The sequence below is a fragment of the Myxococcus sp. AS-1-15 genome (genome assembly GCF_020037055.1).
Taxonomy (GTDB): Bacteria; Myxococcota; Myxococcia; order Myxococcales; family Myxococcaceae; genus Myxococcus; species Myxococcus fulvus.
This window is the reverse complement of record NZ_JAIQDF010000009.1, coordinates 177,204-200,845: the sequence shown is the minus strand read 5'-3', so window position 1 is coordinate 200,845 and position 23,642 is coordinate 177,204. Positions and strand designations below refer to the sequence as shown.

Genomic DNA, 23,642 nt, shown 5'->3' with positions numbered 1-23,642 from the left:
CATCTGGCCGCACGGGGGGAGTCCAGTCGCACCTGTCGTCACCCTTGCCTACCCCCTTGGTATGTCCGCCCCCACCGTCATCCTCCTGGCGCTCGTCGCGACCTCGACGCCGCCCGAGTCGAGCCCTTCCGTCCCTCCGCCCCAGCCCTTCCAGACGAAGGTGGAGGACCCGATGCTGGCCCCCGTCCCGCCCGCCCAGCAGCAGGTGCGCACCTGGGCTGAGGCCCTGACGCTCGTCCGGGAGCGCTCCACCAACCTGCGCTCCGCCGAGGCGGGCGTGCAGCGCGCCGAGGGCCGCTGGCGTCAGGCCCTGGCGTCGCTCCTGCCCAACGCGAACGCCCGGGCGACGGCGGCCCACGACCTGCTCAACCCGGACACCGCCGTGGGTGTCTTCCCCTCCCCGGCGCTCGACGGCCGCACGCCCACCGCGCCCATCCTGGGCACGCTGACGGCCTCGCTGACACAGTCGCTGGTGGACGTGGGCGCGTGGCGCAACCTCTCCGCCGCGTCCGCGGCCGAGCGGGGCGCGGTGGCGAGCCTCCAGGACACCCGGCGTCGCCTCACGCTGGGCCTCGCGCGCACGCTGGTGGCCACCGTGGCCGCCGAGCGCGCCGCGGAGCTCAACCGCGTGGGCCTGCTCCAGGCGCTGGAGCGCGCCGCGCTGACGACGCGCTCGTTCGACCTGGGCGCGAGCAACCAGCTGGACGTGGTGCGGGTGAACCAGGACGTGGCGCTGGCGCGCGGGTCGCTCGTGGCCGGTGACGAGCAGCTGCGGCGGGCGCGCGAGGCGCTCGGCATCGCGCTGGGCTTCGGCCACGCGGTGGGCGTGGACCCCTCCTTCAACCTCAACGGGCTGATGGAGGAGGCGCGCCAGGCGTGCACGCCGCTCCAGGACTTGGAGTCCCGTCCGGACCTGGTCGCCGCGAAGGCGCAGGTGGACTCCGCGCGCGACAGCCGGCGTCAGGCGTCCGCGGGCTACCTGCCCACGCTGGGCCTGGCCTCCAACCTGAACGGCGTGACGACGGACCCGGGCTTCGGCCGCTTCTCCACGTGGACCATCTCCGCCGTCATCGCCGTGCCCCTCTGGGAGGGTGGCCTGCGCGGGGGCCTGGTGCGCGAGCGCACGGGCATCGAGCGCCAGGCGGCCGAGACGCTGGAGGGCAACCGCCGCGACGTGTCCGTCGAGGTGGCGCAGGCCCGGCGCAGCGTCGAGGTGGCGGACGCGCTGGTGAAGACGGCGAGCGAGGCGCGCGAGCTGGCGGACCGCACGGACCGGCTGACGCGACGTTCCTTTGAAGTGGGCCGCGGCAGCAGCCTGGAGCTGGTGCAGAGCGGCGCGGCCCTGCGCCAGGCGGAGCTGGCCCTGGCGCTGCGTGAATTCGAGGCGGTCCAGGCGCGCCTGGACGCATTCTTGACGGAGGCCCGGTGCGACTGGTGAGACGGGTGCGCCCCCTGATGGCGCTGAAGATGACGGTGTGGAGCACGGCCCTGTTGATGGCGGCGGGGTGCTCGGGCAAGGCCGCGGCGCCCGCCGCGCCTCCGCCCCGCGAGGTGCAGGTGCTGACCTTGTCGCCCAGCGAGGTGCGGGACACGGGTGAGTACCTGGGCTCGCTGCTGTCGCGGCAGAACATCACCGTGCTGCCCCAGGTGGCCGGCTACGTGCGCCGCATCCACGTGAAGCCCGGCCAGAAGGTGGAGGCGGGAGCGACGCTCCTGGAGGTCGACTCGCGCACGGAGACGGCCGCGCTCGACAGCGCGCAGGCGCAGCAGAGCTCCGCGAACATCAACCGCGAGCTGGCCAGGCGCACCTTCGCGCGCACGGAGGCGCTCTACAAGGAGGGCCTCGCCAGCGCGCAGGAGCTGGAGCAGGGCCGCGCGCAATTGGAGGCCTCGGAGGCCGCGGCGCGCTCGGCGGCCGCGCAGGTGGCGCAGCGCCAGGTGCAGCTGCAGTTCCACGCCGTGCGCGCGCCCTTCGCGGGCACGGTGGGCGACGTGCTGGTGCGCCTGGGTGACTTCGTGGGCGCCACCACGCCCCTGACGACCATCGCCCAGGCGGACGTGCTGGAGGTCAGCGTGTCGCTGCCTTCGGAGCGGGCGCGCGCGCTCAAGCCGGACACGCAGCTGGAGGTCCTGGACGCGCAGGGCAAGGTGCTGCTCACCAGCCCCCTGTTCTTCGTCGCGCCGCAGGCGGACCCGCGCACGCAGCTGGTGGAGGTGAAGGCCGCGTTCCAGAACACGGTGGGGCTGCGCCCCAGCGAGCTGGTGCGCTCGCGCATCGTCTACGCGAAGCGGGACGCGCTGCAGATTCCCGCGCTCGCGGTGGTGCGCCTGAGCGGCCAGCCCTTCGCCATGGTGGTGCAGGAGAAGGACGGCAAGACGGTGGTGGAGCGCCGCCCGATTACGTTGGGCGCGCTGGGTGAGATGGCCTACGTCATCGAGAACGGGCTGAAGCAGGGGGACCGCGTGGCGGTGTCCTCGCTGCAGGCCCTGCGTGACGGGATGGCAGTGAAGGTGAAGTCCGCGGACAGCGCCCCGAGCACGGGCGCGGGCGCGGCGACGGCGGGCAGCCGCTGAAGCGCTGGATGGACCGGGCCTCGGACGGCACGCCGCGAGGCCCGGCCCCCACCATGATTTCGAGGGCTTGAACGCCGTGTTCGTCGACTTCTTCATCCGCAGACCCGTCTTCGCCATCGTCTGCTCCATCCTGCTGACGCTGGTGGGCTTGATTGCCATCCCCACCCTGCCCATCTCCCAGTACCCGGACCTGGCACCACCGCAGGTGACGGTGACGTCCACGTACGTGGGCGCCAGCGCCGAGGTGGTGGAGAGCGCCGTCACCATCCCCATCGAGCAGGAGCTCAATGGCGTGGAGGGCATGCGCTACATCACCTCCACCAGCGGCAACGACGGCACCAGTCAAATCACCGTCACCTTCGAGCCCACGCGCGACATCGAGGTCGCCGCCGTCGACGTGCAGAACCGCGTCAGCCGCGCCGCCTCGCGCCTGCCCTCTCAGGTGAACCAGACGGGCATCGTGGTCAACAAGGCCTCCAGCCAGATGCTGATGACGGTGGCCCTGTCCAGCCCGGACAACCGCTACGACGCGCAGTTCCTCTCCAACTACGCGGATGTGAACCTCAAGGACGCCATCAAGCGCGTGCGCGGCGTGGGCGACGTGCGCATCTTCGGCGAGCGCAAGTTCTCCATGCGCGTGTGGCTGGACCCCACCGAGCTCGCCCGCCGCAAGCTCACGCCCATGGACGTGACGCGCGCGCTTCAAGAGCAGAACCTCCAGGTGGCTGCGGGCCAGGTGGGCCAGCCGCCCTCCACCGAGGAGCAGCCGTACCAGATTGCGGTGCGCGCGCGCGGCCGGCTGGTGGAGCCGGCGGAGTTCGGTGAAATCGTCCTGATGCGCGACCCGAGCGGCAAGGCGGTGCGCGTGAAGGACGTGGGCCGGGTGGAGCTGGGCGCGGAGAACTACGGCACCATCCTGCGCTTCAACGGCCGCGTGGGCGTGGGCATGGGCATCTTCCAGCTCCCCACCGCCAACGCGCTGGACGTGCGCGACGGCGTGTACCGGGAGCTGGACCGGCTGTCCGAGCAGTTCCCCCCGGGCATGGAGTACCTGACGGGCACGGACACCACGCTGGCGGTGCGCGCCTCCATCCACGAGGTGCTCCAGACGCTGGTGGAAGCCATCATCCTGGTCATCCTCGTCATCTTCCTGTTCCTGCACGGGTGGCGAAGCGTGCTCATCACCGCCTTCACCCTGCCCGTCTCGCTGGTGGGCACGTTCGCCTTCGTGCAGCTGTTGGGCTTCTCCATCAACACGCTCACCCTGTTCGGCCTCACGCTGGCCACGGGCCTCGTCGTCGACGACGCCATCGTCGTCATCGAGAACATCGAGCGACTGATGGCCGAGCGGGGGTTGTCACCCCGACAGGCGGCGCGCGAGGGCATGAAGGAGGTGTCCGGCGCCGTCATCGCCATCTCGGTGGTGCTGGTGGCGGTGTTCGTGCCGGTGGCGCTCTTCCCGGGCACCACGGGCGCCATCTACCGCCAGTTCGCGCTGACCATCGCCGCGTCGGTGGCGCTGTCCACCTTCTGCGCGCTGACGCTGACGCCCGCCCTGAGCGCGCGCATGCTCAAGCACCACCATGGTGAGAAGTGGGTGTTCTTCCGCTGGGTGGACAAGGTGCTGGACGCGACGAAGGCGACGTACGGCCGGGGCCTGCGCGCCATGCTCCGCCACCCGGTGCTGGTGCTCCTGGCGTTCCTCGCCTGCATCGGCGCCACGGTGGTGCTGTTCAAGGTGGCGCCCACGGGCTTCATCCCGGACGAGGACCAGGGCTACGTCATCATCTCCGTGCAGGGGCCGGAGGGCATGTCGCTGGCGCAGACGGAGAAGGTGCTGGTGCAGGTGGAGGAGATCCTCAAGGCGCAGCCTGAGGTGCGCGCGATGTTCGCCATCGGCGGCTTCTCCATGCAGGGCTCCGGCGCCAACATGGCGACTGTCTTCAGCAGCTTGAAGCCCTGGGAGGAGCGCCCCGGCAAGGACAGCACCGTGGCGGCGCTGGTGGAGCGGCTGCGCGGCCCGTTGAGCCGCATCGGCGGGGCGCGCGTGCTGCCCTTCCAGCCGCCGGCGATTCGCGGCGTGGGCAGCGTGGGCGGCTTCCAGTTCATCGTGGAGGACGTGGCGGGCTCGCGCACGCTGGACGAGCTGGCCTCGGCCACGGACGACCTGGTGAACAAGGGCAACGAGGGCGGACAGCTTCGCGGCGTGTTCACCGCGTTCAACGCGAACACGCCGCTGTTGGACGTGGACGTGGACCGGCAGAAGGCCAAGGCGCTCGGGGTGCCCATCGAGCAGATCTTCGGGACGATGCAGGTCTACATGGGCAGCCAGTACGTCAACGACTTCAACTACGCCAACCGCACCTACCGCGTGTACACGCAGGCCGAGCAGCAGTTCCGCGACAGCCCGCAGGACATCGGCGCGTTCTACGTGCGCAGCGACAGCGGGGACATGATTCCGCTCGAGTCACTGGTGAAGGTGACGCCCACGGTGTCCGCGCAGGTCATCCGGCACTACAACCTGTTCCGCTCGGCGGAGATCAACGGCCAGCCCGCGCCGGGGGTGTCCTCCGGTCAGGCCATCGAGGCGATGGAGGCGCTGGCGGCGCAGAACCTGCCGCAGGGCATGGCGGCGGAGTGGACGGGCATCAGCCTGGAGCAGAAGGAGAGCGGCGGGCAGACGCTCATCATCTTCGGCCTGGGCATCCTGTTCGTGTTCCTGGTGCTGGCGGCGCAGTACGAGAGCTTCAGCCTGCCGTTCGTCATCATCCTGTCGGTGCCGCTGGCCATCATGGGCGCGGTCGCGTTGCAGCTGCTCCGGGGCTACGCCAACGACGTGTTCTGTCAGGTGGGTCTGGTGATGCTGGTGGGCCTGGCCAGCAAGAACGCGATTCTCATCGTGGAGTTCGCCGAGCAGCTGCGCGAGCAGGGCAAGAGCGCGCTGGACGCGGTGGTCGAGGCCGCCGAGGTGCGGCTGCGTCCCATCCTGATGACGTCGATTGCGTTCTTGCTGGGCGTGGTGCCGCTGATGCTGGCGCAGGGCGCGGGCGCGGCGGCGCGCAACTCGCTGGGCACCGCGGTGTTCGGCGGCATGCTGGTGTCCACCATCGTGAACCTCATCTTCATCCCGGGCCTCTACGTGCTGATGCAGAAGGTGCGCGGCGAGACGTCCCGGCGTGACGCGTCGGAGGACGAGCTGCCGGCGCCGGCCCACGCGCCCTGAAGGTTGGCGGTACGGGCCCGCCGGCCGGTGAGGGAGCGACCAGGCTCCTTCACCGCGCCGGCGGAGTCGTGTCCGGGGAGGTGAGGGTTCAGGTGCCTCGGGCGGACTGGATGAGCTCGGCGAGAATGGTGCGGTGACACACCGGCTCCAGGATGCAGTCCTTGGAGCAGAGGAGCGTCACGGTTTCGCCCGCGTCCACGCGCCGGGCCAGTGACGTGATGATTCCACGCTGGGACTGCATCTCTTCGAGATAGCGGGCGCGATAGGCGTCCAGGGTGATGGGCGTCTGGCCCTTTCCATAGAAGGCGTCGAAGAGGTCGGGGCTGGGGGCGAGCTCGCGGCGCCACTCGTCCCAGGTCTCCTTGGCCTTGGGGAGGCCGCGGGGCCTGTAGCGGCAGATGAGGACTCTCCAGCCGTCATCGGGCTCGCCAGGGACACACCAGCGACGGGTCTTGATGGGCATTCAGGGTCAACGCGGTGACGCGCTTTCGGTATTCCGGAAGGACGGCACCGGACTTCTTACTGGACCGCGTGACTCACTTGCTGGGGGTGCGGTGCAAGTGCTTGGAAAAACTTGGATCAGTGGAGGTCATTCGGACGGCACGCGCCCTGCTATGGGGTAGAGCACGCAGCGAAGATGACGCAGCGGTGGGCGGGTCGGGCGGGGCAGCACGGGCGGCGGGTTGGTCGGGGCGGTACGCAGGACGGGGCGGTACGGGGCAGCACGGGTGGCGGGTTGGTCGGGGCAGCACGCAGGACGGGGCGGTACGGGGCAGTACGGGCGGCGGGTTGGTCGGGGCAGTTCGCAGGACGGGGCGGTACGGGGCAGGACGGGCGGCGGGTTGGTCGGGGCAGCACGTAGGACGGGGCGGTACGGGGCAGGACGGGCGGCGGGTTGGTCGGGGTAGTTCGCAGGACGGGGCAGCACGCAGGACGGGGCAGCACGGGCGGCGGGTCGGACGGGGCAGTACGCAGGACGGGCAGCACGGGGCAGTACGGGCGGCGGGTCGGACGGGGCAGTACGCAGGACGGGGCAGTAAGGGCGGCGGGTCGGACGGGGCAGTACGCAGGACGGGGCAGTAAGGGCGGCGGGTCGGACGGGGTAGCACGCGGGACGGGGCAGTACGGGCGGCGGGTCGGACGGGGCAGTACGCAGGACGGGCAGCACGGGGCAGCACGGGTGGCGGGTCGGACGGGGCAGTACGCAGGACAGGGCAGTACGGGCGGCGGGTCGGACGGGGCAGTACGGGCGGCGGGTCGGACGGGGCAGCACGCAGCACGAGCAGCACGCGGTACGGGGTAGTTCGGGGCGGTACGGGCGGCGGGTTGGATGGGCGTGTCGCAGCGAGCGAGGCGGGAGACCGCTTCAACAAGGTGAGACGGCTCGGGCGTGAAGGATGGGCGGTGGGAGCCGGTCCTCGGCGGAAGCGTAACTTCGCGAGGACCGGTTCGCCTTCATCCACGCGGCGACGTCAGAACACCGAGAGGCCCGTGAGCGTCGTGAATCGATCCAGGGCTTCCACGCCCGCGACCGAGTTCCCGTGGGCATCCAGCCCGGGGCTCCACACACACAACCCACAGCGATTCGGGATGACGGCGATGATGCCGCCACCGACACCACTCTTGCACGGCAGACCCACGCGATAGGCGAACTCGCCCGCGGCGTCGTAGGTGCCGCAGGTGAGCATCACCGCGTTGACCTGCTTGGCCTGACTGCGCGTGAGCAGCCGCCTCCCCGAGGCGCCCTGCCCATGCCGCGCCAGGAATCCACAAGCACGCGCCAGGTCCGCGCAGCTCATCCGCAACGAGCACTGCCAGAAGTAGTGCTCGAGCACTCGGGGCACCGGGTTCTCGATGTTCCCGTAGCTCGCCATGAAGTGCGCCAGCGCGGAGTTGCGATGGCCATGCTCGGCCTCGGACGCGGCGACGACCGGGTCGAAGTCCACCGAGGCATTTCCGCTCTCCTCGCGCAGGAACTCCCGCAGCAGACCGCGTGAGTCCCCGGTGAGACTGAGCAGCCGGTCCGTAACGACCAGGGCGCCCGCGTTGATGAACGGATTGCGGGGCACTCCCTGCTCGTACTCGAGCTGAACCAGGGAGTTGAACGGATTGCCCGAGGGCTCCTTCCCCACCCTGCGCCACAGCGCGTCCCCGTCTCTCGCGAGCGTCAGCGCCAACGCGAAGACCTTCGAGATGCTCTGCACCGAGAAGGGCGTGCGCCAATCGCCCACGCCGAAGACCTGACCATCGAGCGTGGCCAGCGCCATGCCGAACCGCGACGGGTCCACTGCGGCCAGCGCGGGGATGTAGTTGGCCACACGGCCCTGCCCCACCACCGGCAGGACGGCCGTCATCACCTCGTCGAGAATCGCCTGAAAGTCGTCCATCGCGCGCCCACCTGCCTGGGCGCCAGGATAGCCGCGCGAGCCCGCCCTCCGTGCAGGTTTCCCAGGACACACCGCAGCAAGGAACCGGCACGAGACACGGCCTGTCCCGAGGCCCTTCATGCGCACGCCCTGCCGGCAGCGCGAAGAGAGGCTCTCTTCGCAGCAGCAAGCATCTTGGGCTGCCGAACCCCATCGCGCAGCGCCCTGAGCGGATACGGCCGACACCAGGCGCGACGAGGAGGCGACCTGTCCCCGCGTCAGCGCGCGTCGTGGAAGATGATGCCCACCGTGTGCCGGTGACCGGAGCGGATGCGGCTGACACCGTGACGCATGTTGACGCGGTAGACGCCGCGAGTGCCCTGCACGGGGCGATGGTGGACCGGGAAGATGACGCCATCCCCCTGCCGCAGCGGCACGACCTCCACGCGAGACTGCATGCGGGGACGCTGCTCTGTGAGCACCAGCTCGCCACCAGCGAAGTCGCGCCCCGGCTCGGACAAGAGGATGGCCACCTGGAGCGGGAAGACCTCGTCGCCGTAGAGGTCCTGGTGCAGGCAGTTGTAGTCCCCTTCTCCGTACTGGAGCAGCAGCGGCGTCGGCCGGAGTTGCTCCGCCGCGTGACACCGCTGGAGATAAGCGGCGTGGGTCTCGGGGTATCGCGCGTCGATGCGCAGCGCCTCGTTCCACCGATTCGCGATGGACGCGAGCCCGGGATAGAGCGAGGTCCGCAGTCGAGCCACGAGCTCAGGGAGCGGATAGGCGAAGTACTTGTACTCCCCTCGCCCGAAGCCATGGCGAGCCATGACGACCCGACTGCGAAACGGTGCATCCGCCGGATAGAGCGCCGACAAGGCGCCGCACTCCTCGGGCGTGAGCAAGCCGCTCAGGGTGGCGCACCCGCGCGCATCCAGCTCCGCGCCGAGCCCGGTCCAGTCGAGCGCCTCCAGCTTCGTCTCCACCGACACGGCGCTGCGCATCGGCCGCGCACGAAGGGCTCGGGCACTCACGACGCCCCTCTCAGCTGGACTCCCGACAACCCCACCCTGCTTCTCCGCATGTGCCCACTCCCGTTCGTCACCGAGGCATGAAGCTCGCGCTCGGACACGGTTCAGGAATGACGCACGTGATGACGCAAGGCGACCCGGTTGTTGCGGTCAACCACCGCGCGCGGAGGCGAACCGGGCCCGCCCCCGCACGCGAGCACCCCGCCTGGCTTCAGCGCGGCGTCACCTTCAGCAGCTTGCCGTTCGAGTCGTCGGTGAGCAGGTACAGCGCGCCCTCCGGGCCCTGGACGACCTCGCGGATGCGGGCCTTCTGGTCCATCAACAGCCGCTCCTCGCCCACGACACGGTCGTTCTCGAGCACCAGTCGCACGAGGGCCGTGCTGGACAAGCCACCGATGAAGAAGTTGCCCTTCCACTCGGGGAACAGCGCACCGGAGTAGATGGTCATGCCCGAGGGCGAAATCACCGGGTCCCAGTAGTACACCGGCTGCTCCATGCCCGGGCCCTGGGTGGTCTTGTGGATGGGCTCGCCGGAGTATTCCTCGCCGTAGCCGATGGTGGGCCAGCCGTAGTCCTTGCCGCGCTCGATGAGGTTGAGCTCGTCACCACCGCGAGGCCCCATCTCCACCTCCCAGAGGCGTCCCTTGCTGTCGAGCGCCGCCGACAGGATGTTGCGGTGCCCCAGCGTCCAGATCTCCGGCCGCGCGTCCTTCTGCCCCACGAAGGGGTTGTCCTTCGGGATGGAGCCGTCCGGGTTGATGCGGACAATCTTCCCGAAGTCGCTCTTGAGGTCGCGAGCCTGGACGCGGCCCTCCATGATGGAGCGCTCGCCCAGCGTGACGAACAGCTTCCCATCCGGCGTGAAGACGAGTCGGCCACCCGCGTGCAGCGTGGACTCCAGCGTCGGCTCCATGCGGAAGATGACCTTCACGCCCTCGACCTTGGGCTTGGGTCCATCCACCAGCTTGGCGCGCGCCACCGCGAGCCCGTTGCCGCCCTTCCGGGGCTCGTAATAGGTCCAGTAGATGAGGCCACTGGTGCCGTAGTCCGGCCCCACCTCGACGTCGAGCAGACCGCCCTGGTTGCGACCATCCACCTTGGGCAGGCCCGCGATGGCCGGCGACTTCTTGCCCTCGGGCGTGACGATGAAGAGCTTCCCCGTCGGCTTCTCCGTGACGAGCATCCGCTTGTCCGGCAGGAACGCGATGGCCCAGGGCTTGTTGAAGCCGGAGGCGACCTCGGTGACCTGCAGGGCCGTGCGCGTGTTGACGGCGGGCGCGCGCGTCTGGCCGGGGAAGGCCGGCTTGAATTCGGGGACGTTGGGCGGGGCCTGCTCGACGGGAGCGCCCGTCGGGTTGGGGCCCTGCCGAGGATCCGTCTGCTGACTGCCCTTTGCCTGCCCGGGGGCCAGGTTGCCGCCCTGGTCCGCGGGTTTGCCCGCGGGCTGTGCATGCGAGGTCCCCGCGAGGGTCAGCAGGGAAGTACAAGCCAGGGACGCCAACAGGGAACGCATGAGCACACTCCTCCAGGTGGGACGAACGACGCGCAGCAAACACGAAGTGCCGCGAGCCTCGCGCGAAAAGGATGTGGGGATGTCGGACGGCGGACGCAAGCCGCCTCAATCCAGGGGCATCTCCTCGCGAATCCAGCGGGTCACCGAGTCATGGCGAGGCGCCCAGCCCAGTTCGCGCCGCGCGCGCTTCCCGCGCACCCGGCTGTTGGAGCCGAACGAGTAGCGAGCGTGGCCCTCGCCCCACTCGCGTGACGCCTCCTCCACGGACCAGGACCGCACCGGGCCCAGCTTCAGCCGCGCCGCGATGGCCTCGCCAATCTCCGCGTAGGACGCCTCGCCGTTCTCCACGAAGTAGAACGCCCCCGACGGGGCCTTCTCCAGCGCCAGCGCGTAGAGCGCCGTGACGTCGTCGATGTGGACGTTGGACCAGCGGTTGACGCCCTTGCCGACGACGCGCACCACGCCGCTCTTGCGAGCCTGCGCCACCAGCGGAGGAATCTGCACGCTGTCGCGGCTCAGGCCCTTCCCCGTGCCGTAGATCATCGTGTTGCACAGCACCATGCCCCGAGCCCCCGGCGCCGCGAGGACGCTGTTGTCGAGCGCGTGCCGCGCCTGCTTTTCGGGCTCGACGATGAACGGCGTGTCCTCGTCGAACACGTTGGGTGACAGCGCGTCGCCCTTCACGTCGTCGCCGATGACGCTGGAGCCGCTGGTGTGCAGCAGCGGCTTGCCCGAGCCCTTCACGCCTTCAATCAGGGCCCGGATGGCCTTCTCGTGGTCACTGCTCGCCGCGTTGATGACACCGTCCGCGCGCCGGGCCTCGGCCGTGAGCACCGCGACGTTGTCCAGGTCCCCCAGGACGGGCTCGACGCCGAGCGCCGCCAGCTTCCGGGCCTTGGCCTCATCGCGCACCAGTCCCCGAATCGAATGGCCCCGGGCCTTGAGGTCCACGGCCAGCGAGCCGCCAATGAAGCCGGTGGCGCCAGTGATGAAGAGGTTCATCGTGAGGTCTCCAGGAAAGGAAGGGCCTCACTGTGCCGCGCCCGGAGCGGAGAGCCTCGGATTGATGCACGGGCCGGGCACGCCCCGGCCAGCAATGAACATCCCGACTGGAGCAGGTGGCCTGCGTCGAACAACGGCGCGACTCAGGGCGTGGGTGGAGGCTTCGGCGGCGTCCAGTCCAGCACCGACCCACAGCTCTTGCAGAAGCGCGCGTCCAGGTCGTGTCCCTGGTTGCCACAGCCGGGGCACGCCTGGGTGTCCACGGGGCCACGGGCGGCGGCGGCCAGCTCCACGGAGACGATGCCCGTGGGCACCGCGAGGATGCCGTAGCCCATGATCATCAACACCGACGCGATGAACTGCCCCGGAATCGTCTTCGGCGTGATGTCACCGAAGCCCACGGTCGTCATCGTCACCACGGCCCAGTACATGGCGCGGGGGATGCTGTCGAAGCCATGGGCCTCGCCCTCGACCAGGTACATGACGGAGCCCATGATGACGACCACCGTCAGGACGAAGCCGAGGAAGACGGTGATCTTCCCCCGGCTCGCGCGCAGCGCCGTCATGAGGATCTCCGCCTGTCCCAACAGGTGCCCCAGCTTCAGCACGCGGAAGACGCGCAGCAGGCGCAGCACTCGGACGACGAGCAACGTCTGGGCGCCCGGGAACAGCACGCTCAGGAACGAGGGCAGGATGGCCAGCAGGTCCACGAGGCCAAAGAAGCTGCGCGCATAATCCAGCGGACGGCGGACGGCGACGAGCCGCAGCACATACTCCGTGGCGAAGATGGCGGTGAAGGCCCACTCCGCGATGGAGAGCGCGGTGCCATGGCGCTCCCGCACCGGGGCGACACTCTCCAGCATCACCGCGATGACGCTGAACAGGATGGCCCACATCAGGGCCACGTCGAACGCCTTCCCCGCCGGTGTATCGGCCTCGAAGATGATGGTGTGGAGACGGGCGCGGAAGCCGCCCACGGGGCTCTGCTCGGAAGACCTGGACACGCAGGGCAGTCTAGACGCGGCGGCGCTCGATTCGGGAAACCTTGCGTCCCAACGTCACAACCGCCCTGCCCCCTTGGCGGAATGCGCCGGCTTCCGAGCGCGGCGGGTGCGCTTCACCTCATCCGCCCGGCACACGCGCACGCCCAGGAAGCGCTGGAGCTGGTCCAACGCCAGGTCATGGTCCCCGTCGCTCTCCGCCGCGCAGCAGTCGCTCAGCACGGTGATGTCGTACTCGTGCATGTGCGCGTCATGCGCGCTGAAGAAGACGCACAGGTTCGTGGCCATCCCCGCCATCAGCAGCTTCTTCGTCCCCAGGTGCTCCAACAACGGAACCAGCGACGTCGCGAAGAACGCCGAGTGCTTCGGCTTGAGGACGAAGTAGTCCCTCGGCTCGGGCTTCAACGCCCGCGCCACCGGCCTCCCTCGAATCCCCTTGCGGGTGCAGTGCCGATAGACGTCCCGGAAGTTGCTGCGCCAGTGGTTGAAGTTGTCGTTGACGTAGATGACCGGCACCCCCGCCGAGCGCATCCGCCGGGCCAGCGGCCCCAGCCGCTCCACCATGCGCAGCGCCCAGGGCAGCACCTTCTCCCCGCCCGGGAACTCCAGGTCATTGATGACGTCGATGATGAGCAGCGCCGTGTCCGAGCGTCGCTCCTTCGTCGCGCGCGCCTTCCCGCCGGACCGTGCCCCTGACTTCGCCACGTGCACCTCCTGGCGGCCAAGCTAGGCACTCCCCCCGCACGCCGGCACCTTTCGTCCAGAACCGTGCACCCCGCCCCCAACACGAGAGGTCGCCTTCCCCCTGAGAAGACGGCCCCTCGCGGGCCTCCGGTCACGCGCGCATCGAGCGCGCGAACCCGCTCGGGGAACACCCGGCGTGACGCGAGAACGCGACGCTGAAGGCGCTTGCCGACTGGTAGCCGATCCTCTCGGCGAGCTCGGCGAGGGGCGTGTGCTCGCGAAGCAGGACGTCCTTGGCGATCGCGATGCGCCACTCGAGCAGGTACTCCATCGGCGGCATGCCCACCGTTCTCGCGAATCGCTCGGCGAACACCGCGCGCGACATGCCGGCGACGCGTCCGAGCTCCGCGACGGTCCACCGGTGCGCGACGTCGGCGTGCATCTTCCGAAGAGCACGCGCAAGGTCAGGGTCAGCGAGGCCAGCGAGCAAGCCCGTCTCCCGCCCCGCCGCTTCCGCGGGTCGAAGGCGCAGCGCCTCGACGAGCAGCACCTCGACGAGCCGCTCGAGGATCAGCGCACGCCCCGTTCGACGGGTCGCCGCCTCGTCTGCGATGAGCTCGACGAGCCGCCGCAGACGCACGGCACCGGGATCATCGCGTCGGATGAGGATCATCACGGGCAGGAACTTCTCGAGGAGACTCGCGTTCGCGCGGTCCACGAGGAAGTAGCCGCCGAGCTGGCGCATCGTCGGGCGGCCCGTGGGCGTACCGTGCCGTAGCTCGTTGCCGTCCGCCGCGGTGATGAGCCTCGGCTTCAGCCCCTGGGCGCTCGACATCGTGAAGCCCGGCGTCGAAGGCAGGAGCACGAAGTCGCCCTCCTCGAGCTGCACCCCGTCGACGCCGTCGACATCAAGGAAGCATGTCCCTTCCAGCATGATGCAGAAGCCGGGCTCGTTGTGCGCCGGGTACCGCACACTCCACTGCCCCGCGCCGCTGATGACCTTGGGCAAGACTGTCTGCGGACGGAGCAGGGAGATGACCGCCGCGAGCGGGTCGGAGGATTCGTGCGTGGGCGGCGGCGTGTCGGACGCTGGCGAACGTTTTGCCATTTCGACATCATACATCGTCTTCGCTCCTCAGCACGAGCTCGGTCATCTCCGGCGGAACGCCGAGCCGCATGGGTGGCCCTGAGTGGCCCGTGCCTCGGCTGACGTAGACGAGCGTGTCTCCCACCCTGCGAAGCCCATCGACGACGGGCTGGCCCGCCCGAAGCAGCCAACGCAGTGGCCAGAACTGGCCTCCGTGCGTGTGCCCGGAGAGCTGCAGGTCGACGCCGTGCCGCACAGCCTCCTGAACGGCCTTCGGCTGGTGCGCCATGAGGATGAGCACCTTGCTGCGGTCGCGGCCCTCGACGGCTCGCGCGAGATCGGGGCCATGGCCGACGTCGAAGTGCGCCGCCTCGTAGTCATCAATACCCGCGAGGTGGAGGACCTGTCCGGCGCGCTCGAGGGCGACGTGCTCATTGCGTAGGACTCGGACGCCGAGCTTGCCAAGATGCTCGCACCACTCGGGCGCATCCGCGTGGTACTCGTGGTTCCCGGTGACGAAGAACGTGCCGTAGGTCGAGGTGAGCGCGGCAAGCGGCGCGATGTCGGCCGCGATGTCCGCGACGCGGCCGTCCACCAGGTCGCCCGTGATGAGCACGGCGTCGGGCGCGAGGGCGTTCACTTGCGAGACGACCTCCTCGAGGAACGCGCGCCCGAGCGTCTGGCCGATGTGCAGATCCGAGAGCTGTACGAGGCGCAGCCGATCAAACTCTCGCGGCAGCTTGCGCAGGGGGATTTCCACGCGTTCGACACGCACCCTGCGGGCTTCGTGCGCGGCCAACGCGGCCGCGCCGAGGCCCATCACCAGGACGACAGCCGCGCTCGACGCTCGGGACGTCGTGATGGGCAGCACCTCCATCACGGCCAACCCCATCGCGAGGAGCATGGAGGTGCCGAGCCAGAGGTAGATGGGCTCGAGCCACCAGACCGACCATCGATAGGGCACGAGCCGACTCGCGATCACGCCGAGCGGAACGCTCGCCGCGAGGAACACGAGGAGCGCCTTCAATCCGAACGCCGTCGTCGGCCCGAAGCCCACGTCGCGCACGAGCCGCGCCCAGAGGTAGTAGTGGATCCCGCCGACGATGGCGACGCCGGCGGGGAGGTACACGACGAGCGGAAGAAGGCGTCCCATGATGTCATCCGACCAGGCGCGGGAAGTCGCTGGGGACGGCGATGGTCTTGGTCTCAAGGTACTCCTCGAAGCCCTCGACGCCGTTCTCCCTGCCCAGCCCCGACTGCTTGTAGCCGCCGAAGGGTGCGTTCGGAGAGAAGAAGAAGGCGCCGTTGACGTTCATCGAGCCCGTGCGGATGCGACGGGCCACCCGCATCGCGCGCGACGGCGACGCCGAGATGACCGAACCCGAGAGCCCGTAGATGGAGTCGTTCGCGATGCGGACCGCGTCGTCGTCGTCATCGAACGGGATGACGACGAGCACCGGGCCGAAGATCTCCTCCTGCGCGATCGTCATCGAGTTGTCGACGTCGGCGAACAGGGTCGGCTCGACGAAGTAGCCCTTGCTGAGGTGCTTCGGCGTGCCGCCGCCCACCACGAGACGAGCGCCCTCGGCCTTGCCTTTCTCGATGTAGGCGAGCACGCGCTCGCGCTGCCCCGCGCTGATCATCGGGCCCATGATGTTCTTCACGTCGGCCGGGTCACCGTAGGGCACGTCGCGGTAGATCTGCTCGAGGATCGCGATGGCCTCGTCGTAACGGGAGCGCGCGACGAGCAAGCGCGTGTTCAGCACGCAGCCCTGGCCCGCGTTGGCGCAGACGAAGGCCGCGCCCGTCAGCGCCTCTGGGAACTTCGCGTCGTCGAGGACGATCATCGCGGACTTGCCGCCCAGCTCGAGCAGCGTGCGCTTGATGGTCTTCGACGCGCTCTCCATCACGCGACGTCCCGTGGCCGTCGAGCCCGTGAAGGAGATGACGTCGACGCGCGGGTCGGACGTGAGCATCGAGCCGAGCGAGCCGCTCCCCGTCGACGTCAGCACGTTGAAGGCTCCCGGAGGCAGGTCCGGGCACTGGGCCGCGACGCGACCGAGCATGGTCGCCGCCCACGGCGTATTCTGGGCCGCCTTGAGGACCACCGTGCAGCCCGCGGCCAGCGCGGGGATGCTCTTCTGCATGTTGGTCTGCACCGGCGCGTTCCACGGCGTGATGGCCACCACCACCCCGGCGGCCTCCTTGCACACCAGGCGACGCGCGGGGCCGCCGATGGGCGAGCCAAGGTCCTCGAGCTCGCGCTCGAAGTCGTAGGTCTCGAGGAGCTTCAGCGAGTAGTCGATGTCCGCCACCGGGCTGTCGAGCATCGGGCCATGCGTGAACGCGAGGGGGCACCCGCTCTCCGCGACGACCTGACGCCGCCACTCCTCGCTGACCGCCTTGAGGCCATCACGCAATTGCGTCAGTGCGCGGATGCGCCTCGCGGTGTTGGTCGACCAGTCCGACTCGTCGAAGCAGCGGCGGGCAGCGGCGATGGCGCGGTCGCCATCCGCGACGGAGGCGGCGGCTACGACGCCGACGATCTCCTCCGTCGCCGGGTTGATGACGTCGTAGGTGGCGCCGCCCTCGGCCTCGACGAGGGTGCCGTTGATGAAGAGACGATGTTCCGCGTTGAGCTGTGACATGGTGTTCTCTCCTGGGTGTTGAGGTTGAAGTGGGTGCCGACGTCAGGCGACCTTGATGAGCGACGCCGACTTCGCGAGCGCGACGGCGTCTGGCCCGGCTGGAAAACGGAGCGTCCCGGTCTCATCGTTGGCCGCGCGCCAGATGGCCTCGGCCACATCGGACGCCGTCGTCGTGAGCCCCGGCTGCGCGAAGGCCGCGAAGATGGGCTGCGCGAACGCCTCGTAGGACTTGGGGATCAACCCCTGCATGCGCGTGGTGCCGTTCGCGGTGAAGCGCGTGCCCGGGCCGTAGCCAGGCTCGACGAGCTTCACCTTCACGTTGAAGGCGCCCAACTCGTGGGCGAGCGAGGCGGTGAAGCCCTCGACGGCGAGCTTGCTGGCCGTGTACACGGCGGCGAGCGGCATCGGCGCGAGCGTCACGCTCGAGGTCACGTTCACGATCACGCCCGCCCGGCGCTCGCGGAACCGAGGCACCGCGGCCTGGAGCACCGCCATGACGCCGAAGGTGTTGGTCTCGAAGACCTCGCGAATCGTCGACATGGGGGTGGCCTCGAACGCGCCGACGACGCCGATGCCGGCGTTGTTGACCAGCACGTCGATGGGCCCCGCCTGCTCGAGGGCTGCTGCGATGGTCTCGGGCTTCGTCACGTCCAACGCCAGGACGCGGAGCCGGTCGGACTTCGGCAGCTCGCCGAGCCGAGGGGTGCGCATCGTCGCGATGACATTCCAGCCCTGGTCGTGGAAGTAGCGGGCCGTCGCCTCGCCGTAGCCAGACGAGCAGCCGGTGATGAGAACAGTCTTGAGGGTCTTCGTGGTGTTCATGGAAATCTCCTTCGGTGGTTGGGGTTGGGGGTTTGGGGTTTGGGGTTCACTTCAGCCGCGCACGGAGCCGCCCACTGGGACGACATCCCGGTACTGCGCGGCGTCAGTCACGAGCGGCGCGAGCCTCGCGATCAGCGCCTGCGCCGACGCGCTCGCGAACGCCTCGGCGTGGGCCTCCTTCGAAGTCCAGCCCTCGGTGACGTCAATGACGTCGGGCTCGCTCGACGAGCGCCCCACGAGATAGACGAGGCAGTTCTCGTTGCTCGTCGGCGCTCCCGCGAGCAGTGCATCGATCAGCGCGTCGGCCCGCCCCGGACGAGCTCGCATCGTCGCATGGAAGCCGTGGGTCGCCTTCAGTCTTGCCTGGGGCATCACTTATCTCCTGGGTGAGCGTCGGAGCCGTGTCAGGGCCTCCGCGTTGTCCACACCCTCTCAATAAGTCCTTCTCCCCAAGACGATCCATAACGCGGCGTCTGAATCTATTTCGAGATCGTCTTGGGCGTCGGAACCCGAGCAGCACGCCAAGGCGCACCAGCGCCGCTGGGGCACGTCGTTTCGAGCGCTGGCAGCCCGCTCCCGCGCCAGCGGCTCGGCGCAGGCCGTCCTGGGCCGCTACAAGCGGCGCAGCGAGGATGGGCACTTGCTGGCCGTGCCCCTGGCTGGAACTGCTGCGCCAACTGCTCGCGCGAGGGGTGAGGGTTGTGCGGATGGATGGATAGAATCCACTCCATCCGCACAAGAGTCCCCTGGGCGTCGCCCTTCGCTCACCGAAGGGGCCATGACATGCACTGACGCGCTTCTTCGTGGATGATGAGCAGCGCCGTGTCCGAGCGCCGCACCTTCGTCGCGTGCCGCCTCCTACCGGACCGCGCCCCTGACTTCGCCACGTGCACCTCCTGGCAGCCAAACCAGGCACGCCCCCACACGTCGGCACCTTTCGTCCAGAGCCATGCACCCCGCCCCAAACACGAAAGACCGTCTTCCCCCTGAGAAGACGGCCCCTCGACCCCCGACAAACTCCAACGACGTCAGTGCCCTTCCGCCCCCGTCGCTCCGGCGGGGATGGCCGGAGCCTCCCGCTCCTCGCCGCGCAGCGCGAGCTTCCGGATGACGATGTAGAAGATGGGCGTCAGCACCAGGCCGAACAGCGTCACGCCGAGCATGCCCGCGAACACTGCCACGCCCATCGCCTGACGCATCTCCGCGCCCGCCCCCGTCGCCACCGCCAGCGGCACCACGCCCATGATGAACGCGATGGACGTCATCAGGATGGGCCGCAGCCGCAGCCGGCACGCCTCCAGCGCCGCCTGCACCACGCCCATCCCCTCATCCTCCTGCGCCCGGGCGAACTCGACGATGAGGATGGCGTTCTTCGCCGCGAGCCCCACCAGCACCACGAGGCCAATCTGCGTGAAGATGTTGTTGTCCCCACCCACCAGCCCCACCCCGGCAATCGCGCTGAGCAACGCCAGCGGCACCGTGAGCAGCACCGCCAGCGGCAGTGACCAGCTGTTGTACTGCGCCGCCAGGATGAGGAACGCCAACAGGATGGCCAGCGGGAAGACGAACAGGCCCTCCTTGCCCGCGAGCTTCTCCTGGTACGTCAGGTCGGTCCACTCGAAGCTCATGCCGGCGGGGAGCGTCTCCGCCGCCAGCCGCTCCATCGCCGCCACCGCCTGTCCCGTGCTCACACCCGGCGCCGCCGCCCCGCTGATGTCCGCGGAGGGATAACCGTTGTAGCGCAGCACCTGGTCCGGCCCGAACGAGGGACTCACGTCCACCAGCGAGGCCAACGGAACCATGCCTCCCTGAGGATTGCGCACCTGCAGCCGGCCGATGTCCTCCGGCTCCATGCGGTGCTTCGCGTCCGCCTGCACGTTCACCTGGTACGTCCGACCGAAGCGGTTGAAGTCGTTCACGTACAGCGAGCCCAGGTGAATCTGGAGCGTCTCGAAGACCGAGCCCAACGGCACACCCTGCTGCTTCGCCTTCACCCGGTCCACCTCCGCGTGGAGCTGCGGCACGTTGATCTCGAACCCCGACATCAACCCCATCACCTGCGGGTCCGCGGACGCACGCTGCACCAGGGCCTGCGTGGCCTCGTACAGCGCCTGCGAGCCCAGCCCCGCCCGGTCCTCCACCTGCAGCTTGAAGCCCGCCGTCGAGCCCATGCCCGGCACCGGCGGCGGCGGGAAGATGGCCGCGAAGCCCTCCTGCACGCCCATGAACTTCCCCTGGAGCTTCCCCGCGATGGCCCCGGCCGACAGCTCCGGCGACTGTCGCTTCTCGAAGTCGTCCAGGATGGCGAACACGACGGCCGAGTTGGGCGAGTTGACGAAGCCGTTGATGGAGATGCCCGAGAAGGCCACGACGTTGGCCACGCCCTTCTCCGCCAGCATCAGGTCCGACATCTTCTTCACCACCGCGTCCGTCCGCTCCAGCGACGACGCGGGCGGCAGCTGCGCCAGGCCCACCAGGTAGTACTTGTCCTGCATCGGCACGAAGCCCGCGGGCACCTTCGCGAAGCCCAGCCACGTGAGCACCAGCAGGCCGCCGTACACCACGAGCGCCATTCCGCTGACGCGCACCACCCTGCGCACCAGGGACACGTAGCCCGAGGATGCCCGGTCGAAGAAGCGGTTGAACGGCCCGAACAGCCACCCGCCGAACGCCTTCTCCATGAAGCGCGTCAGGCCATCCTTCGGACCGTGGTGACCGCGCAGCAGCACACCCGCGAGCGCCGGGCTGAGCGTGAGCGAGTTGAACGCCGAGAGGATGGTCGAGATGGCGATGGTCAGCGCGAACTGCCGGTAGAACTGTCCCGTCAAACCACCCAGGAACGCAGTGGGGACGAACACCGCCGACAGCACGGACGTAATCGCGATGATGGGACCGGTCACCTCGGTCATCGCCCTGCGGGCCGCTTCCTTCGGATTCACGCCCTGCGCGATGTGCCGCTCCACGTTCTCCACGACGACGATGGCGTCATCCACCACGATGCCGATGGAGAGCACCAGGCCGAAGAGCGACAGCGTATTGAGCGAGAAGCCCAGCATCTGCATGATCGCCGCTGTTCCCACCAGCGACACGGGCACCGCGGCCAGCGGGATGATGGAGGCGCGCCACGTCTGGAGGAACAGCAGCACCACCAACACCACCAGCACCACGGCCTCCAACAACGTCGTCACCACGTTGCGGATGGACGCGCGCACGAAGAGCGTCGGGTCGTAGGCAATCTTGTACTCCATGCCCTGGGGGAAGGCCTCCTTCAGCTCCGTCATCCGCGCACGGATGCCCGCGGACACATCCAACGCGTTGGAGCCGGACGCCTGGCTGATGCCGATGGCCACCGCCGACTTGCCGTCCAGTCGCGCTCGCACGGAGTAGGAGCTCGCGCCCAGCTCCACGCGGGCCACGTCCCGCAGGCGCGTCACCTGGCCCTCCTCGCCCACCTTGACCACGATGTCGCGGAACTGCTCCTCCTCCGTGAGCCGCCCCTGCGTGGTGACGGTGAGCTGGAACGCGGAGCGCTCGTCCGGCTGTTGACCGATGACACCCGCGGCCACCTGCACGTTCTGCTCGCGGATGGCGGCCACCACGTCGCTCGCGGTGAGGCCTCTCGCGGCGAGCAACCTCGGGTCCAGCCAGACACGCATGCTGTACTCACCCGCGCCCAGCACGTTCACGCTGCCCACGCCGGGCACGCGCTGGAGCACGTCCCGCACCTGGAGCACCGCGTAGTTGGAGAGGAAGAGCGGGTCCTGCTTCCCCTCCGGGGACACCAGGTGCACCACCATCAGCAGGTCCGGGCTCGACTTCTCCGTGAGCACGCCCAGCCGCTGCACCTCCGCCGGCAGCCGCGGAATCGCGCGGGCCACCCGGTTCTGCACCTGCACCTGCGCGGTGTCCGGGTTGACGCCCATGCCGAAGGTAATCGTCACCGCCACCCGGCCGTCGCTCGTCGCCTGCGAGGACATGTAGAGCATGCCCTCCACGCCGTTGATCTCCTGCTCCAGCGGCGCGGCCACCGTCTCCGCGATGACGGCCGGGTCCGCGCCGGGATAGGCCGCTCGCACCACCACCGTGGGGGGAGACACGGCCGGGTACTCGCTCAACGGCAGTTGGAACAACGACAGGCCGCCGCCAATCAGGAGCAGCACCGACAACACGGCCGCGAAGATGGGCCGGTCGACGAAGAAGTGCGCGAACTTCACGGCCGCGCCCCCTCGGCGTGCTCGGAGCCGGCCATGGCGACCAGCGTGGGCGCCACCGCCATCCCCGGCCTCGCCAGGCCCTTGAGCACCACCTTCTCACCCGCCGCCAGCCCCGAGCGCACCACCCGCAGGCCGCCCTCCGTCGTCCCCAGCTCCACGCGCCGCTGCTCCAGCGTCTGGTCCGGACGCACCACCAGCACGTAGCGCCCCTTCTGGTCCGTGCCCACCGCCAGGTCCTGGATGAGGACCGTGGGCCGCGCCGCGCCCGTCTCCAGCCGCACCCGCGCGAAGAGCCCCGCCGTCAGCTTCCCGTCCGGATTGGGCAGCACCGCGCGCGCTCGCGCCGTGCCCGTCCCCGCCACCACTTGATTGTCCAGGAAGTCGAGCCGCGCCTCGCGCGGGAAGCCCTCGTCCCCCGTCAGCGCCACGCGCACCGGCACCGCGTTGACGCGCCCATCCTTCCCGCGCGCGCCGGACGTCGTGCCCGCGAAGCGCAGGTACGTGGCCTCGTCCACGTCGAAGTAGACGTAGAAGGGCTCCACCGAGACGATGGTCGTGAGCAGCGCGCCACTGCTGACCAGGTTGCCCTGCGTCACCACCGCCCGCCCCACCCGTCCACTCACGGGCGCTCGCACGCGCGTGTCCTGCAGGTCGACCTCCGCGCCTCGCACCGCCGCCTTGGCGGACTCGACGCGTGCACGCGACTCCGCGCGCTCCGCCGTCAGCACGTCGAAGTCACTTTGGGAGATGGCCTGCTCGGCGACCAGCTTCTCGCCGCGCTCGAACCGCTTGTCGGCCAGCGTGCGGCGCTCCTCGGCCTGACGCAGGTCCGCGCGAGCCCTGTCCAACACGGCCTCGAAGGTGCGCGAGTCGAGCTGGAACAACACCTGCCCCGCCGTCACCAGCCCGCCCTCCGCGAAGCGCACCGAGTCGATGTAGCCGCCGACGCGAGGCCGCAGCTCCACGCTCTGCACCGCCGCCAACGTACCGGTGAACTCGGCGCTGTCGGCCACCTGCCGGGTGACGACCTCCGCGGCGACAACGGGGGCCGCCGCCATCTTCGCGCCACCTGCTCCACCGGACGCATCCGCGCTCTCGCTCCGCGCGAGGACCAGACCACCGATGACGAGAGGGAGGGACAGGGCCCCTCCGACTGCTGCACGCTTCCAATTCATGGGGGACTCCGACTTCTTCCAAGGGTCGGGACACACCGGTGGCGTTCGCGCTCGTGCGCGCCCACCGCCGACGGTCCCTGAGTGACAGGACGAGGAACGACTTCACGGACGTCCGCCGTGCGGCGCGCGACGTCGCCGACGGGGGACTGGGGTGGCTCTAGGAATGCGTCTTCGAGGACATCTCCCGTGCGGCGCACGAGGTCGCCGACGGGGGACAGGGGTGTCTGGGGCTACGACTTCACGGACGTCTGCCGTCCGGCGCGCGCGGTCGCCGGCGGAGGACATGGAGGTGGCTGGGATTACGACGT

At 69.5% G+C, this 23,642-nt stretch carries 17 protein-coding genes; 3 read left to right on the top strand and 14 right to left on the bottom strand.

The genetic code is table 11. The annotated features are described in order from the left end of the window. Nucleotides 1–61: 61 nt before the first annotated feature. The 3 genes from K8625_RS24230 (at nucleotide 62) to K8625_RS24220 (ending at nucleotide 5,797) form a co-directional block, all read left to right on the top strand. Nucleotides 62–1,438, top strand: a complete 1,377-nt coding sequence (locus tag K8625_RS24230) for a TolC family protein (RefSeq protein ID WP_223784042.1) — start codon at nucleotides 62–64, stop codon at nucleotides 1,436–1,438. Continuing rightward, the gene (locus K8625_RS24225; RefSeq protein WP_370641975.1) at nucleotides 1,435–2,574 is read left to right on the top strand and encodes an efflux RND transporter periplasmic adaptor subunit; all 1,140 of its coding nucleotides are present in this window, start codon (nucleotides 1,435–1,437) and stop codon (nucleotides 2,572–2,574) included. Before K8625_RS24230 ends, K8625_RS24225 begins: the two co-directional genes overlap by 4 nt. A 76-nt stretch (nucleotides 2,575–2,650) precedes the next feature. Further along, nucleotides 2,651–5,797: a multidrug efflux RND transporter permease subunit gene (locus tag K8625_RS24220; protein ID WP_223784133.1), complete on the top strand. Its 3,147-nt coding sequence runs from the start codon at nucleotides 2,651–2,653 to the stop codon at nucleotides 5,795–5,797. An 88-nt stretch (nucleotides 5,798–5,885) separates the two neighbouring features. Here K8625_RS24220 and K8625_RS24215 read toward each other — a convergent pair whose 3' ends face one another. From K8625_RS24215 to K8625_RS24150, 14 genes are all read right to left on the bottom strand, one after another. Then, the gene (locus K8625_RS24215) at nucleotides 5,886–6,260 is read right to left on the bottom strand and encodes a DUF488 domain-containing protein (RefSeq protein WP_223784041.1); all 375 of its coding nucleotides are present in this window, start codon (nucleotides 6,258–6,260) and stop codon (nucleotides 5,886–5,888) included. A 1,009-nt stretch (nucleotides 6,261–7,269) separates the two neighbouring features. Next, complete coding sequence (locus tag K8625_RS24210; protein ID WP_223745598.1) at nucleotides 7,270–8,184, bottom strand: glutaminase; 915 nt, start codon at nucleotides 8,182–8,184, stop codon at nucleotides 7,270–7,272. Between the two features lie 257 nt (nucleotides 8,185–8,441). Beyond that, nucleotides 8,442–9,161, bottom strand: a complete 720-nt coding sequence (locus K8625_RS24205; protein ID WP_223745862.1) for a 2OG-Fe(II) oxygenase — start codon at nucleotides 9,159–9,161, stop codon at nucleotides 8,442–8,444. Nucleotides 9,162–9,399: 238 nt separating this feature from the next. Then, complete coding sequence (locus K8625_RS24200; protein WP_223745597.1) at nucleotides 9,400–10,701, bottom strand: PQQ-dependent sugar dehydrogenase; 1,302 nt, start codon at nucleotides 10,699–10,701, stop codon at nucleotides 9,400–9,402. Between the two features lie 105 nt (nucleotides 10,702–10,806). Beyond that, nucleotides 10,807–11,703 carry an NAD-dependent epimerase/dehydratase family protein gene (locus K8625_RS24195; RefSeq protein ID WP_223784040.1) on the bottom strand — a complete coding sequence of 299 codons (897 nt, stop codon included), beginning with the start codon at nucleotides 11,701–11,703 and terminating at the stop codon, nucleotides 10,807–10,809. Nucleotides 11,704–11,846: 143 nt separating this feature from the next. After that, a complete protein-coding gene (locus K8625_RS24190; RefSeq protein WP_223745595.1) occupies nucleotides 11,847–12,707 on the bottom strand; it encodes an ion transporter in 861 nt (286 codons plus the stop codon). A gap of 54 nt (nucleotides 12,708–12,761) precedes the next feature. Further along, complete coding sequence (locus K8625_RS24185) at nucleotides 12,762–13,409, bottom strand: cysteine hydrolase family protein (protein ID WP_223745594.1); 648 nt, start codon at nucleotides 13,407–13,409, stop codon at nucleotides 12,762–12,764. A gap of 130 nt (nucleotides 13,410–13,539) precedes the next feature. Then, the gene (locus K8625_RS24180) at nucleotides 13,540–14,511 is read right to left on the bottom strand and encodes an AraC family transcriptional regulator (protein ID WP_223784039.1); all 972 of its coding nucleotides are present in this window, start codon (nucleotides 14,509–14,511) and stop codon (nucleotides 13,540–13,542) included. Then, complete coding sequence (locus K8625_RS24175) at nucleotides 14,504–15,628, bottom strand: metallophosphoesterase (protein ID WP_223784038.1); 1,125 nt, start codon at nucleotides 15,626–15,628, stop codon at nucleotides 14,504–14,506. Before K8625_RS24175 ends, K8625_RS24180 begins: the two co-directional genes overlap by 8 nt. Before the next feature lie 4 nt (nucleotides 15,629–15,632). Continuing rightward, nucleotides 15,633–17,123 carry an aldehyde dehydrogenase family protein gene (locus tag K8625_RS24170; RefSeq protein ID WP_223784037.1) on the bottom strand — a complete coding sequence of 497 codons (1,491 nt, stop codon included), beginning with the start codon at nucleotides 17,121–17,123 and terminating at the stop codon, nucleotides 15,633–15,635. A 42-nt stretch (nucleotides 17,124–17,165) separates the two neighbouring features. Further along, nucleotides 17,166–17,945 carry an SDR family oxidoreductase gene (locus tag K8625_RS24165; protein ID WP_223784036.1) on the bottom strand — a complete coding sequence of 260 codons (780 nt, stop codon included), beginning with the start codon at nucleotides 17,943–17,945 and terminating at the stop codon, nucleotides 17,166–17,168. 51 nt (nucleotides 17,946–17,996) lie between these two features. Further along, nucleotides 17,997–18,317 carry a putative quinol monooxygenase gene (locus tag K8625_RS24160; RefSeq protein WP_223745861.1) on the bottom strand — a complete coding sequence of 107 codons (321 nt, stop codon included), beginning with the start codon at nucleotides 18,315–18,317 and terminating at the stop codon, nucleotides 17,997–17,999. Between the two features lie 656 nt (nucleotides 18,318–18,973). After that, on the bottom strand, nucleotides 18,974–22,159 hold the full coding sequence (locus K8625_RS24155; RefSeq protein WP_223784035.1) for a multidrug efflux RND transporter permease subunit: 3,186 nt from the start codon (nucleotides 22,157–22,159) through the stop codon (nucleotides 18,974–18,976). Then, on the bottom strand, nucleotides 22,156–23,334 hold the full coding sequence (locus tag K8625_RS24150; RefSeq protein WP_223784034.1) for an efflux RND transporter periplasmic adaptor subunit: 1,179 nt from the start codon (nucleotides 23,332–23,334) through the stop codon (nucleotides 22,156–22,158). The genes K8625_RS24155 and K8625_RS24150 overlap by 4 nt, the downstream gene beginning before the upstream one ends. Nucleotides 23,335–23,642: the final 308 nt, after the last annotated feature.

Excerpts from the sequence above, each read along its gene's own strand:
- K8625_RS24165 (WP_223784036.1), bottom strand. The coding sequence starts at position 17,945 with ATGAACACCACGAAGACCCTCAAGACTGTTCTCATCACCGGCTGCTCG.
- K8625_RS24195 (WP_223784040.1), bottom strand. The coding sequence starts at position 11,703 with ATGAACCTCTTCATCACTGGCGCCACCGGCTTCATTGGCGGCTCGCTG.
- K8625_RS24175 (WP_223784038.1), bottom strand. The coding sequence starts at position 15,628 with ATGGGACGCCTTCTTCCGCTCGTCGTGTACCTCCCCGCCGGCGTCGCC.
- K8625_RS24150 (WP_223784034.1), bottom strand. The coding sequence starts at position 23,334 with ATGAATTGGAAGCGTGCAGCAGTCGGAGGGGCCCTGTCCCTCCCTCTC.
- K8625_RS24160 (WP_223745861.1), bottom strand. The coding sequence starts at position 18,317 with ATGCCCCAGGCAAGACTGAAGGCGACCCACGGCTTCCATGCGACGATG.
- K8625_RS24230 (WP_223784042.1), top strand. The coding sequence starts at position 62 with ATGTCCGCCCCCACCGTCATCCTCCTGGCGCTCGTCGCGACCTCGACG.
- K8625_RS24205 (WP_223745862.1), bottom strand. The coding sequence starts at position 9,161 with ATGCGCAGCGCCGTGTCGGTGGAGACGAAGCTGGAGGCGCTCGACTGG.
- K8625_RS24170 (WP_223784037.1), bottom strand. The coding sequence starts at position 17,123 with ATGTCACAGCTCAACGCGGAACATCGTCTCTTCATCAACGGCACCCTC.
- K8625_RS24200 (WP_223745597.1), bottom strand. The coding sequence starts at position 10,701 with ATGCGTTCCCTGTTGGCGTCCCTGGCTTGTACTTCCCTGCTGACCCTC.
- K8625_RS24180 (WP_223784039.1), bottom strand. The coding sequence starts at position 14,511 with ATGTATGATGTCGAAATGGCAAAACGTTCGCCAGCGTCCGACACGCCG.
- K8625_RS24215 (WP_223784041.1), bottom strand. The coding sequence starts at position 6,260 with ATGCCCATCAAGACCCGTCGCTGGTGTGTCCCTGGCGAGCCCGATGAC.
- K8625_RS24210 (WP_223745598.1), bottom strand. The coding sequence starts at position 8,184 with ATGGACGACTTTCAGGCGATTCTCGACGAGGTGATGACGGCCGTCCTG.